The 12,873-nt window shown below is 64.1% G+C and carries 13 protein-coding genes; 9 read left to right on the top strand and 4 right to left on the bottom strand.

Translation table 11 applies throughout. The features are described from left to right. Positions 1-46 precede the first annotated feature (46 nt). From flhA to I6F37_RS12280, 6 genes are read left to right on the top strand one after another with little or no spacing between them, the layout of a single operon-like run. The gene (gene flhA / locus I6F37_RS12255; RefSeq protein WP_225151327.1) at positions 47-2,128 is read left to right on the top strand and encodes a flagellar biosynthesis protein FlhA; all 2,082 of its coding nucleotides are present in this window, start codon (positions 47-49) and stop codon (positions 2,126-2,128) included. Then, positions 2,125-2,877: a flagellar biosynthesis protein FliR gene (gene fliR / locus I6F37_RS12260; RefSeq protein WP_036007054.1), complete on the top strand. Its 753-nt coding sequence runs from the start codon at positions 2,125-2,127 to the stop codon at positions 2,875-2,877. Before flhA ends, fliR begins: the two co-directional genes overlap by 4 nt. Positions 2,878-2,884: 7 nt before the next feature. Further along, on the top strand, positions 2,885-3,304 hold the full coding sequence (locus I6F37_RS12265) for a hypothetical protein (protein WP_036007058.1): 420 nt from the start codon (positions 2,885-2,887) through the stop codon (positions 3,302-3,304). Beyond that, the gene (locus I6F37_RS12270; protein ID WP_225146818.1) at positions 3,301-3,780 is read left to right on the top strand and encodes a rod-binding protein; all 480 of its coding nucleotides are present in this window, start codon (positions 3,301-3,303) and stop codon (positions 3,778-3,780) included. Before I6F37_RS12265 ends, I6F37_RS12270 begins: the two co-directional genes overlap by 4 nt. 39 nt (positions 3,781-3,819) lie before the next feature. Continuing rightward, complete coding sequence (locus I6F37_RS12275; protein ID WP_225146819.1) at positions 3,820-4,332, top strand: flagellar biosynthesis protein FlgN; 513 nt, start codon at positions 3,820-3,822, stop codon at positions 4,330-4,332. Continuing rightward, the gene (locus I6F37_RS12280) at positions 4,329-4,787 is read left to right on the top strand and encodes a hypothetical protein (RefSeq protein WP_225146820.1); all 459 of its coding nucleotides are present in this window, start codon (positions 4,329-4,331) and stop codon (positions 4,785-4,787) included. The genes I6F37_RS12275 and I6F37_RS12280 overlap by 4 nt, the downstream gene beginning before the upstream one ends. A gap of 233 nt (positions 4,788-5,020) precedes the next feature. On the opposite strand, the gene I6F37_RS12285 is transcribed toward I6F37_RS12280, so the two are convergent. Beyond that, entirely contained in the window at positions 5,021-5,791 is a 771-nt protein-coding gene (locus I6F37_RS12285; protein ID WP_192893304.1) for a response regulator transcription factor, read from the bottom strand. Between the two features lie 820 nt (positions 5,792-6,611). Between I6F37_RS12285 and I6F37_RS12290 the strand changes: the two genes are divergently transcribed. After that, positions 6,612-7,568, top strand: a complete 957-nt coding sequence (locus tag I6F37_RS12290) for a hypothetical protein (RefSeq protein ID WP_225146821.1) — start codon at positions 6,612-6,614, stop codon at positions 7,566-7,568. Between the two features lie 12 nt (positions 7,569-7,580). Here the strand turns inward: I6F37_RS12290 and I6F37_RS12295 are convergent, their stop codons facing one another. After that, positions 7,581-8,159 (bottom strand): MarR family winged helix-turn-helix transcriptional regulator, encoded by a 579-nt coding sequence (locus tag I6F37_RS12295; protein WP_036007089.1) that lies wholly within the window; start codon positions 8,157-8,159, stop codon positions 7,581-7,583. Positions 8,160-8,775: 616 nt separating this feature from the next. Between I6F37_RS12295 and I6F37_RS12300 the strand changes: the two genes are divergently transcribed. Continuing rightward, the gene (locus I6F37_RS12300; RefSeq protein WP_225151329.1) at positions 8,776-9,663 is read left to right on the top strand and encodes a dienelactone hydrolase family protein; all 888 of its coding nucleotides are present in this window, start codon (positions 8,776-8,778) and stop codon (positions 9,661-9,663) included. Positions 9,664-9,718: 55 nt separating this feature from the next. Here the strand turns inward: I6F37_RS12300 and I6F37_RS12305 are convergent, their stop codons facing one another. Further along, positions 9,719-10,987, bottom strand: a complete 1,269-nt coding sequence (locus I6F37_RS12305) for a serine hydrolase (RefSeq protein WP_225146823.1) — start codon at positions 10,985-10,987, stop codon at positions 9,719-9,721. A gap of 122 nt (positions 10,988-11,109) precedes the next feature. Further along, positions 11,110-11,958, bottom strand: a complete 849-nt coding sequence (locus I6F37_RS12310; protein ID WP_225146824.1) for an SDR family oxidoreductase — start codon at positions 11,956-11,958, stop codon at positions 11,110-11,112. Between the two features lie 145 nt (positions 11,959-12,103). Here I6F37_RS12310 and I6F37_RS12315 point away from each other — a divergent pair, with 145 nt between their 5' ends. After that, positions 12,104-12,859: an HAD family hydrolase gene (locus tag I6F37_RS12315; RefSeq protein WP_225146825.1), complete on the top strand. Its 756-nt coding sequence runs from the start codon at positions 12,104-12,106 to the stop codon at positions 12,857-12,859. Positions 12,860-12,873 lie beyond the last annotated feature (14 nt).

The following is a 12,873-nucleotide window of genomic DNA, read 5'->3' on the forward strand; positions in this document are numbered from 1 at the left end:
AAGCTTTGCGCGGCAGATTGCGACCGGACCCCTCTGCCGGTGACCCATGGCCGATACGTTAGCTGCTAGCCCGCCCAATCCGCGTCGCCTCGGAACGGATGCCTTCTTTGCCGCCGGCATCGTGACCATGCTCACGATCCTGTTCCTGCCGATTCCTCCGATCCTGATCGACCTCGGCCTCGCGTTCTCGATCGCGTTGTCGGCCCTGATCCTGATGGTGGCGCTGTGGATTCAGCGCCCGCTCGACTTTTCGGCCTTCCCGACCGTGCTGCTGATCGCGACGATCCTGCGCCTGGCGCTGAACATCGCGACGACGCGCCTGATCCTGTCACGGGGCGGGGAGGGTGAACATGCGGCCGGTCACGTCGTTGCCGGCTTCTCGAAATTTGTCATGGGCGGCGACTTCGTCATCGGCCTCATCATCTTCGCGATCCTGGTGACGGTGAATTTCGTCGTGATCACCAAGGGCGCGACGCGTATCGCCGAAGTCGGCGCCCGTTTCACCCTGGACGCCATCCCGGGCAAGCAGATGGCGATCGATGCGGACCTGTCCGCCGGCTTGATCGACGACAAGGAAGCGCAGCGACGGCGCCGCGAGCTCGAAGAGGAGAGCGCGTTCTTCGGCGCCATGGACGGCGCCTCGAAATTCGTCCGTGGCGACGCCATTGCCGGTCTCATCATCACCGCGATCAACATCTTCGGCGGCATCGTCATCGGCGTCACCCATCACGGATTGACTCTGTCCCGCGCGGCCGACGTCTACACCAAGCTCTCCGTCGGCGATGGTCTGGTGTCGCAGATGCCGGCGCTGATCGTGTCGCTGTCGGCGGGCCTCCTGGTCTCCAAGGGCGGCACCACGGGCTCGGCGGAGCAGGCGGTGCTGCGGCAGCTCGGCGGCTATCCGCGCGCGGTGTCGGCCGCCGCGCTGATGATGTTCGTGCTCGCTTTGATGCCGGGACTGCCGATGGCGCCGTTTGTGCTGCTTGGGGGTGTCATGGCCTTCGTCGGCTATTCGTTGCCGAAGCGGCAAGCTGCGCTGAAGCAGAAGGAGGAGGCCCGCAAGGCCGACGAGCGCGCGCAGGCTGAGGCCAAGGAGTCCGTCAAGGAGCAGCTCAAGACCGCCGAGATCGAGCTGGCGCTCGGCGGCCACCTTTCAATCCATCTGTTGGGCTCGCGCACCGAGCTTGCCCACCGCGTGGCCAAGATCCGCAAGAAATTCGCCAAGCAGTACGGCTTCGTCATTCCCGAGATCAAGCTCACGGACAATCTGTCGATCGATCCTAAGAGCTACCAGATAAGGATTCACGACACGCGCGTTGCCCATGGCGAGCTCAGGCTCGGCGAGGTGCTGGTGCTGGTCGACAAGGACGGCAAGCCCGACGTGCCGGGCGACGAGGTGATCGAGCCTGCGTTCGGCATGAAGGCGCTGTGGGTGACGGAAGCCTTCACCGACGAAGTCAAGCGGCAGGGCTGCAAGCCGGTCGACAATCTGTCGGTGCTGCTCACGCATTTGAGCGAAGTGATCAGGGCGAACCTTGCCCAGCTGCTGTCCTACAAGGACATGCGTGCCCTGCTCGACCGGCTCGATCCCGAATACAAGCGCCTGGTCGAGGATCTCTGCCCGTCGCAGATCTCCTATTCGGGCCTGCTGGCGATCCTGAAGATCCTGCTTGCCGAGCGAGTCTCCATTCGCAATCTTCACCTGATCCTCGAGGCGATCGCCGAGATCGCGCCCCATGTGCGGCGCTCCGAGCAGATGGCGGAGCACGTTCGGACCCGGCTCGCCCAGCAGATCTGCGGCGATCTCTCCGACAATGGCGTGCTCAACGTGGTTCGTCTCGGTAACCGCTGGGACCTCGCTTTCCACCAGAGCCTGAAGCGCGATGCCAAGGGGGACGTCGTCGAGTTCGACGCAGACCCGCGCCTGATCGAGCAGTTCGCGACCGAAGCCAGCGCCGCGATCCGGAAATTCACCGACAGCGGCACCAGCGTGGTGCTGGCAGTGACGCCGGAAGCGCGCCCCTATGTCCGGATGATCCTGGAGCGGGTGTTCCCGACTTTGCCGATCCTGTCGCATGTCGAAGTCGCGCGCAGCGCCGAGATCAGGGCGCTCGGAGCCATATCGTGATCTCAGGGCTCGCCGACAGCGTGCTGGTGACGTTCATCGTGTTTTGCCGCATCGGCGCCTGCCTGATGCTGGTGCCCGGCTATTCCAGCGTCAACGTTCCGCCCCAGGTGCGCCTGTTCGTCGCACTGGTCACGACGTTTGCACTGACGCCGATCCTGATTGCCGTCCTGAAGCCGCTCACGGACAACGCGGCTCCCCTGACGCTCGCGCTCCTGATCTGCTCCGAGCTCGTGGTCGGCAGCGTCATCGGGCTCGGCGGGCGCGTGTTCTTCCTCGCCCTCCAGACCATGGCGACCATGATGGCGAGCGCGATCGGGCTGAGCAACATCCCGGGCACACCGATCGCCGACACCGATCCGGCGCCGGCCCTGGTGCCGCTGATCATGGCGGCCGTCACCACGCTGTTCTTCATGACCGACCAGCACTGGCAGGTGCTGCGGGGGCTGATGAACTCCTACGACGTCTGGAAGCCCGGCAGCAGGCTGGGCGGCAGCGTCGCGCTCGAGCTGCTCGTCGGCCGCCTTTCGGAAGCGTTCGTGCTGACGCTGCGGATCTCGAGCCCTTTCATCGTCTATTCGGTCATCGTCAACCTGGCGGTCGGCCTGATCAACAAGCTGACGCCGGCCATTCCGGTCTATTTCATCTCGGTGCCCTTCGTGCTGTTCGGCGGCTTCCTGCTGCTCTACCTCACCAGCGACGAGCTGCTGACGCAGTTCATGCTGGGCGTGTCGTCGTGGCTGGCGGAGTGACCGGGTCATGACATCGCGCGCGGACAAGCTCGGCCGGATGGTCTCGCTGGTGAAGCTGCAGCTCCGGCTCTCCGAATGGCAGCTCGCGCAATTGCGGCAGCAGGAGCGCAGCCTGCAGGACGAGCAGGAATGGCTGGTCGGAGCCTTGAACGATGGAAAGCCGCCGGCGGGATCGTCGAACGAATCGATCGCGCGGCGTCTCAACAGGGCGAGCGTCGGCGCCCGTGCGGTGCAGGCGCAGGCCGCGCAGCAGCTCGACCAGGTTCGCCGGGAGACCCGCCGCGTGAAACAGCTGGAGGAGGTCGCCAAGGCCGCACTCGCAGACAAGCTCCGCGATGCCGAGAAGCGCTCGCTCGAGGACATGACGGGAACGAGCCTTACCGTGCACGCCTGGACGCCACAGCCAGCCAACCGGAACAAGACATGATCGTGACAGCGACGCCCGACCTCGTCCTCGACGTCCTCGAAGCCGCGGACCCCGCGACGCAGCGCGCCGCGACCGCGAAGCTCGACGCGCTGAAATCGTCGGACGCCGATTTCGCCGCCACGATGGAGGCGGAAGTCGGCAAGGCCAAAGCGGCGACCGCCGATCAAGCCGCGGCGAAAGTCGCGGAAGCGCAGTCGGGTGCCGTGAATGGCGCGCCGGTGCAGGTGATCAAGGCGCCGGCATCCGGCGAGGTTTACCGGAAGTTCGAAGCCTTCATCCTCCAGACCTTCGTCGAGACGATGTTGCCGAAGGAGTCGGAGGAGGTCTTCGGCAAGGGCACGGCTGGCGGCGTCTGGAAGTCGATGCTTGCAGAGCAGCTCGGCAGTCAGCTGGCAAAGGGCAACGGTGTCGGCATCGCCCGGCAGCTCGCCGCCGCGCATCAGGCTGGACCGGACGCTGCGAAGGCCAAATCATGATCCGCGAATGGGTGACAGAAGTTGAGAGGTGAATTTCCAATGCAGGCACAAGAAGGCGCGGTGGCCGTGGCGATGGACCAGGCGGTCGCGGACACCGAGATGGTGACGACGGAAGCCGCAGCGAGCGATGCGCTGCTGCCCGTGCTGCTGCCGATCGGGGGTGACGAGGCAAGGGTCGACGCCGCGGACACGGTGAGATCGGACGAAATGCGTGGCCTGCTGGCCGCAATCCGCCGGCTTGCGACTATCGTCGAGGAGGAGACGACCGCACTCGCGACCGGTCAAAAGATCGATTTCGACGATTTCAGCGCGCGGAAGAGCCGGAGCATGCTCGAGTTCGTCCGCCTGATGCGGGCGCGGATGCACCTCGGCGGCGAAGTCGAGATCACCGAGGAGATTCAGCGGCTGCGCGAGAAGCTCGAGCGGAATCGCTCCATTCTGGAAATGCACTACGACGCGGTCCGCGAAGTCGCGGGCATCATCGTCAAGGCGGTCAAGGACGCCGAGTCCGACGGCACCTATACCGGTCGCACGGCGCAGGACGGAAAATGATCAGGCTGGTGCTGGCCGGGCTTTGGGTATGCATCCTCACGGCAGGCACGAGCTATGCCGTTGCCTATTGGAAGGAGAAGGGCAGCCTGCTGCCGGCGAAGGACGAATATCTCGAAGGGCTGCAATATCAGAAGACGCGGGCGCTGAGCGTGCCGATGGTCGAGAACGGCAATGTCCAGGGCTACATCGTCGCGCGCTTCGTCTACACCATGGAGGCGCGGACCATGCACCAGCTGAACGTCCCGCCGGAGCCGTTCGTCGTCGACGAGGCCTTCCGCAGGATCTACGCCGACGATCGTCTCGACTTCAGGAAGCTCGCCCGTTACGACCTCGCCATCCTGACGACGGCCATCAAGCAGCGCGTCAACGAACGGATGCAGGGTGACATCGTCCAGGACGTCCTGGTCGAGGACTTCAACTACGTCTCCAAGGAGGAATTTCAGCAGAAGCCGTAGCTCTTTTCTGCGGCCATCCTTCGAGAGGCCGCTACGCGGCTCCTCAGGATGAGGACGGAATGCGCGGCGCCAGTCTCAGCGCGCACCGCGGCCGATTAGCCTCATCCTGAGGAGGCGCGTCAGCGCCGTCTCGAAGGACGAGGCGTGCGCTCAGTTCGCTGCCAAAAGTGTAACGGCCTCCGCGAAGCTGCTTCGCAGAGGCCGTTGCCGGTTCGTGGCGCTGTCCTGCCCTGTCAGTTGCCGGCCGGGTATGCCGCGGGGGCGGCCTGCGCCCGGTTCAAGAGGATGCCGACGTCCTCGAGCTCCTGCACCGGCTCGTCGAGAGTTTCGCCCGCCGGGATGTTGAGGCGGTAGCCGACGTAACGCCTTGCCACGATCGCGTCGAAGCCGAGGCGGTCGCGGAGCTTCTTGCGCAGCTTGCTGACGTGGCTCTCGATCACGCTCTCGTCGAAAGTGGACTCGAAGATGCCGTAGACCGCATTGAAGATCTGCGTCTTGGTGATCCACTTGCCGTGATTGGCCACCATATATTCGAGAATGCGCAGTTCGCGGCGGGGCAGGGTGAGGGCGTGGCCCGCGATTTCGGGATCACGGCCGTTGAAGAAGACCTGGATCCTGCTCTCGCAGGGCCTCGGCAGCTCGCCCACCCGGCGGCGCGCGATCGCGGCCGTTCGTGCCAGGATCTCGCGCAGGTGGATCGGCACGTGCACGACGTCGTCCACGCCCGATTCGAACAGCTCCAGCGTGTTCTTGAGCATCTTCTGGCCGCTCATGGCAATGATGGGAGCCGAGGAGCGCTTGCGCATCGCCCGCGGCAGGCTTCCGCGGGCATCGCAATCGCCGAGGAGAAAAGCGTCCACCGCCGCCAGATCGGACTCGCTCGCAGATTGCAGCCAGTCCCAGAATTCTCCGGAGGAGAACCCGATCGACGATACGCCTTCGCGAACGAGCCCTCCGACATAGCTGTTCGCGACGCTCTCACGATCATCAACGATAATATACATCAGTCTTTCGCCCCTGTTTCGCACTTGTTGCGGCCGGTTGGTTGTTGTGATGCTCCGGCTCGGCAACGATGCTGTTTGACGACATTCCATCCCGCGAACCGTTGTTGTGGTTTCGATATTCGCGGGCAGCCCTACGCGTTCAGTGCCTGCGTCTCGCAGGCCTGTTACTTCAACTCGATACTGAAACGCTTACTGCGTGAGGCTCGGCGGGTGTCTTACTGATCACCTCGCGGAGCAGATTGAGAAACGACCTAGAACAGTTGCGCCAAGTTGCTCATCGCGTCCGAACACTGCTGAACCGTGTCGATCTCCTCGCCAACTGGCGAGAATCACTTGAGTAGAACCGTAGCGATTGCCGTTTTCCGATCAAGCGTGCGGAAGAAAGCGATTGCTAAATGCGCTTGATGCTGTTGATTCGTTTCGGGTTGTTTCTTGATGTATCCAAACGCATCAGTTGATTTTGTTACCAAACTAGTTCTGCACCGTGCTGGTTGTATAGTTCCGCATCCCCGTACAATTACAGCTATTTCGGGCGGTGCTCCCGAGTGCGCACATTGATGGGTTTTCAACCCCGGATTGACTCTGGAACTCGCTTTCCGAGATGCGGCAGTTCGACTCACGTCTGCGCCGCGACTCCAGCTTGATGAAATCTTGGCGAGTGTGTGTCTTTCGAGTCGCACTATCGCCACGTGTATGGCGCGATCGACTCATGCGACGTCGCATCGCGCGCGATGAAGGGGTTTCGACGCACACGTTTCAGGCAAGCTTCGGCAAGTAACGTCGTCGTTCGACAGACCGAAACCGAACGGAGCATTTTCATATGTTGTCCGATGGACAAGCTCGCCCCAACGCGACCGCGGATGCTTCCGCGGCGGCGAAGCCGGCGCTGGAGGCGAGCGATACAATGGACAACGCGGCGCGGACGACCAAGCCTGCCGCGAGCGCAAAGCGCGTATCGGCCGCGGCGAACGACGAGGCTCTCGCAAAGGAGGCACTCGACGGCTTGAAGCGGATTCGTGCCAAGGCCCGCCTCGACAAGATGGCGATCCCGAAGCCGGCGCCGGTCGTGATCAAGCCGGCCGTGATCGTGGCGAAGCCGCCGCCACCCCGTCCGACCTGGGTCGCGCCGCTCGCAACTCTGGCGGTCGCTGCCATGCTGGTGGTCTGCGCCTGCACCGGCGTGATCGCCTATCTCACCACCCAGCCCGCGCCAAACAACGTTGCGGCCAATGCAGAGATCAGGATTCTGCGCGAGACCGTCGCGCAACTGCGCAAGCAAGTGTCGGGCGTGTCTGAAAACCTCGATGGCTTGCGGACCGCGGTCGATCAATCCAGCAAGGTCACGAACGATCGCTTCGGCCGGTTTGCCGAGAATCTCGACCGGATCGAGCGGGTGAGCTCGTCGTCTACGGTGAAGCTCGACAAGCTCGCTCAGGTGCAAGCCCAAGCCCAAGCTCCCGCGCCGGCGACGGTGCAGACGCAGCCGGTGTCAGCGCAAGGGCCGATGATGGCCGCGGTCGCCGCGCCCGAATTCACGGGATCGGTGCCTGCACCCGAGCGTGCATTGGCGCCGCGCAAGGCGATCAAGGGCTGGTCGGTCCGCCAGGCCTATGAGGGAATTGCGATCCTGCAGGGCCCGAACGGTGTCATCGAAGCCGTGCTGGGACAACAGGTGCCCGGTCTTGGCCGCATCGAAGAGATCAGGAACGAGAACGGGCGCCTGGTGGTGGAATCAAGCGGCGGCGTCATCTATTCGTCGCGCAAGGCAACGCCCTGAACGAGCCGCCTTTTATTGGCGGTGATGCTCGAAGCTGGTGCACAGCAGATCGACCTCCGCTTCGGCGATCGGTGCGCGAAACAGGCGGCAGCTGAACTCGGCCGTCGTCTTGCTGTCGGTATTGGCGCGATCCTCCCGCAGGAAGATGCACCGCTTGCAGACGTCGGTGTGGTGCCGCTGCTCGGCGGCATCGGAGTGGTCCAGCACGTGCCGGAACGTGTCGCGGAAGCGGATCTTGACCTCGTCGTCCAGAACGCCAATCGCTTCGATGAGGACGTTGACGGGATCGCGCACCAGGAACTTCTTGCCCTGCTGGGTCACGCTCAACGTCACCGAACGCTTGTCCGTGGCCGAGCGCTTCCGCTCGAGATAACCGAGCCGCTCGAGCTCGCCGATGATGAACGAGGCGGTGCCGCGCGTGGTGCCGACGTAGCTCGCCAGCGCCGAGGGGGTTCGGGAAAATCGGTTGGCGCGGGAGAGGAAGCGCAGCGCCATCCATTCGCGGTCGCGCAAACCGTGCTTGGTGCCTTCGAACCACAGGATGCGTGCGGCCTGCTCCAACAGTTCAATCGATTCACGAGCCAAATTCATTTCAGTTCCAGGTCGCATAAACGTTTATTCAATTGGGCCTCGGGTAGCGCAATCGGGGCGGACGAGAATGAGACCCGCTCGCGCTCCGCCGTCCGTTGCGGGCGAGCATCGCGCGTCGCGGGAAGAAGCCTCTGCGTTTCCGAAGATGGAACTTCCGGCCGTGGAACTAGGGTGTCACAAAGAAAGACCGGGTAAATCGCGCGGCCAAGATCCTCCGAAAATTTCAATCAAATGACGGCGGTTCGCACGTGATTTGGTGATGATGAGCGATGCGCAAGCAGCATGATGTGTCACCATCGTCGCTGCGATTGCTATTTGTTGCGGCAGAGCCTGTCGGGTCTGCGCTCAGGCGCATTCTGCGCAAGGCCAAGCGGCCTGGCCGGCAGGCAAAGAACCATTCCTTTCGGTTAATGGATGTTGCGGTGCAGTGCAGCCAGACGGTTAAGTCCGGCACACGGCCCACGCTCCGGCGGGCGGCGGACACCGGCGCTCGCTAACGAAGGGATGAAGTGGTGAGCCGCGTGCTCGCAGGCTGGTGACTTGCGTTTATCTGGCAATTACTGGCGAATGCGGCGCCCGAGGGGCATCAGCATGGGAATCAGGAATGGGAAGATCGATGAGCTTTGAAACCACCATGACATCCGACGTCGTTGGACTGACGAAAGTCGCCCCGCTCTCGCGCCGCGGATTCATGAGCGCCACCGCGGCCGTCGCCGCTGGCTACACGCTCGCGGCCGGTCCGGTCCGGGCCGACATCGTCACGACGGACACAAGCGGCCTCCAGGCCGGCGATGCCAAGATCAAGGTCGGCGCCGAGGACATGCCCGCCTATTTCGCCCGCCCGGCCGGCAACACCAAGGCGCCGGTGATCATCGTGGCGATGGAGATCTTCGGACTGCACGAATACATCCGGGACGTGACGCGACGCCTCGCCAAGCTCGGCGCGTTCGCAGTGGCGCCCGACTATTATTTCCGCAAGGGCATCGACCTGACCAAGGTCACGGATATCAGGGAGCTGCTGCCGGTGGTGAATGCGAAGCCGGACGCGGAGCTGTTGTCTGATCTGGACGCGACGGTGGCCTGGGCAGGATCGCAAGGCGGCGACACGACGAGGCTCGGCATCATCGGCTTCTGCCGGGGTGGCCGCACGGTCTGGGAATATGCCGCCCACAGCGGTGCGCTCAAGGCGGGCGTTGCCTTCTACGGGACCTTGGTCGATCCAGCCAACCCGTTGTGGCCGAAGAGCCCGCTGCAGCTCGCGCCCGAGATGAAGGCGCCGGTGCTCGGCCTCTATGGTGGCGCCGATACCGGCATTCCCGTCGCGCAGGTCGAGCAGATGAAGGCCGCGCTCGAGCAGAGCAAGAAGACGGCCGACTTCAAGATCTACCCCGAAGCGCCGCACGGCTTCCATGCCGACTATCGCGGCAGCTACCGCAAGGACGCCGCGGAAGATGCCTGGAAGCAGGCAGAGGCCTGGTTCAAGAAACACGGCGTGTTGAGCTGACGGTCAATCAAGAGGGCGGCCCAAGTGGCCGCCCTTTCTCTTTCATGTGACGGTCTCACTTCGTCATCGCGCCGTAGACGATGTCCTGGACCTGCTCGCGATAATACTTCCTGAGCTCACCCGGTGCCGCCGTTCCCACCACGACGACGAGACGCTCCTTGGGATCGCAGAAGAACTGCGTCCCGTAGGCTCCGTTCCAGGTGAACTCGCCCGGATTGCCGGGGACCGACGACAATCCTTCGCTGGTCCGGACCGCCACCGAAAGGCCGAAGCCGAAGCCGCCGCGATGCGGCTCGACATTGGCGACGTTGTTCTTGATCTCGGGGCCGAGATGGTTCGCCGTCATGTGACGGACGGTCTTCGGACCGAGAATGCGCTGCCCATCGAGCTCGCCGCCGTTGAGCAACATCTGTCCGAAGCGGATGTAGTCGCCGACCGTCGCGAAGGAGCAGGCGCCGCCGCAGTCGAACTTGGTTGGAGTGTCCAGGAGCTTGATGGCCTGCGGCTTGCCCGTCAGCGGATCGTTCGGGAAGGGGCGGGCGAGGCGCGGGCGCTGCGCCTCGGTCGGATGGAAAGTCGCATCCTTCATGCCGAGCGGCTGCCAGACATTGGCAGCGAGATAGTCGCCAAGCTTCTGCTCGCTCACCTTCTCGACGACAGCGCCGAGCACATCGATCGAAAAGCCGTATTCGAACGCGGTCGAGGGCTGCTGCGCCAGCGGCAGCTTGGTGATGCGATCGATGAAAGCCTGGGTGTCGCCTTCGATCGCCGGCGCAATGCCATCGGGATATTGCCGCGCCACCGGGCTCGATGAGTCGGGGCGGCCGCCATATATCAGCCCCGACGTATGCCGGTAGAGATCGTGGATGAAGATCGGCGAGGCCTGCGGTTCGAGCTTGAGTGATCCATCCGCCTGAGGCACGCCGACCTTCATGTCGGCGAAGCCCGGGTAGTATTCGGACAGCTTGGCCTGGAGCGGCAGCCGTCCCTGCTCCATCAGCGTCAGGCCGGCGACCGCTGCCATCGGCTTGGTCATCGAGGCCAGCGCGAAGATCGCATCGAGCGGCATCGGCGTACCCTTGGCCGGATCGAGCAGGCCATAGGCCTTGTAGTGGACGAGCTTGCCGTCGCGCGCGATGGCGACCACTGCGCCGGGAACGCGCTTGGCCGCGATCTCGCGCGCGAAGAAATTATCGAGGCGTGCAAGGCCTTGCTTCGAAAATCCGACATCGTCGGGATTGGCTTCGGGCAGCGGCGCAGCGCGCGCGGCGCCGAGCGTGACGACAGCAATCGTTGCCGCGATCATGGCGATCGTCTTATTCATTGCATTCTCCCAAGAGGCGAGCTCGTTGTGCGGTGGCTCGCTCGATGCCTAGATCATGACCGCACAGGGACGAAGTCAAGCGTGGGGGCGGCATGTCTGGGACGCATCGGAGCGCAGGAACCCTAACGTCCTTCGCCTGCGCGCCAGAGAGCGTCGAGGCCGTGCCGATAGGTGGGGCAGGCCAGCGTGACGCCGAGCTCGCGCTTCAGTTTCTCGTTGGAGACGCGGGCGCTGCTGGCATAGAAGCTGCGCGCCATCGCCGACATCTCGGCGGTGACGAACGCTTCTTCCGGCGGCGGCGCCACGCCCATCAGCTGCGCGGCATAGCCGATCACGTCCTGCGGCGGCGCCGGCTCATCGTCGCAGACGTTCCAAACGCCGCCGCCCTGGTGACGAAGAGCGGCGATGATCGCGCTCGCGATGTCATCGACGTGGATGCGGTTGAACACCTGTCCCGGCTTGATGATGCGCCTCGCCGTTCCCGCGCGCAGTGTCGCCAGCGCGTTGCGGCCGGGACCGTAGATGCCCGCAAGCCGCAGGATCGCGGCATCGCCGTCCGTCGCATCCGTCCAGGCCTGCTCCGCCGCGATCCGCATGCGCGTGCGGTCGAGGATGGCCTGCGGCGGCGTGCTCTCGTCGACCCAGCTGCCTGCGTGATCGCCGTACACCCCGATGGTGGAGAGATAGATGGCCTTGCGTTTCCGCCCTGTCAGCACGTCCGCGAAGGCTGCGAGCGCGGGATCGCCGCCGCTGCCGGGCGGAATCGACACCAGGAGGACGTCGGCGTCGCGAACCCGTTCAACCGTCTCGGGCGACGGAAGGCTGCCGGAAAACGGATGCACCTCGATCCCGGCGAGGTCATTCCGCTGCGCGGGATCGCGCACGGTGCCGGCGACATGCGAGAAGCTGCGGCCGTGCTTGCGGACGAAATGCCGGGCGCTGTAGCCGAGGCCGAGGATGAAGAGCCGCATGCGTCTCCCGTGCAGGTCGAAAGTTCCCGTTCGCGCCGTCGCGCACCGTTCGCTCATAAGAGATTTTTGGGTCCGGCAAAAGATATTGCGATTTTACTCGTCTGTCGCTTCGGGCGATGTTCGCTTGGGACAGGAGGCATCGATCATGCAGGCCGAAGCGTTGGTTCAGTCGCCAGCGGACGCCGCCGATCTGATCCGGCGCGCGGCCGCGCTGATCTTCGACGTCGACGGCACCCTGGCCGAAACCGAGGAGCTGCATCGGCAGGCCTTCAATCTGGCCTTCGCCCGCCTCGGTCTCGACTGGCAGTGGGACCGCGCCGTCTACAAGGACCTGTTGCGGGTGACGGGCGGCAAGGAGCGCATGCGCGCCTACCACGAGAGGCTAGTGACCGCTCCGCCCTTGTCGGACGGGGACATCGCAGAACTTCACCGCATCAAGACCGCGCATTATGCCGAATTGGTCGAGGCCGGCCGCTGTCCCTTGCGGCCAGGCGTGACGGACTTGCTCAGGGCCACGAAGGCGCGCGGCCAGCGGCTTGCGATTGCGACCACCACATCGCACGGCAATATCGATGCGCTGCTGTCGCAGGCGCTGGGCAAACGCTGGGCCGCGGATTTCGATGCGATCGTCGCCGGCGACGACGTCAGGCACAAGAAGCCGGCGCCCGACGTCTATCTCGAGATTCTGGCGCGGCTGAAGCTCGAGGCATCCGATTGCGTTGCGATTGAGGATTCCGCCAACGGTCTGATCGCGGCCTCGCGCGCCGGCGTCCCGGTTCTGATCACCCGCAGCACGTTCTTCGGGGACGACGACTTCACCGGCGCGCATGTCGTGCTCGACGATCTGTCGGAACTTTCGGCCCGCCAAACAAAAGCTGAAAAACAACCCCATGCACAGTAGATCACGGCGCCGTG

The sequence above is a fragment of the Bradyrhizobium sp. NBAIM08 genome, assembly GCF_020193935.1.
GTDB classification, from domain to species: domain Bacteria; phylum Pseudomonadota; class Alphaproteobacteria; order Rhizobiales; family Xanthobacteraceae; genus Bradyrhizobium; species Bradyrhizobium yuanmingense.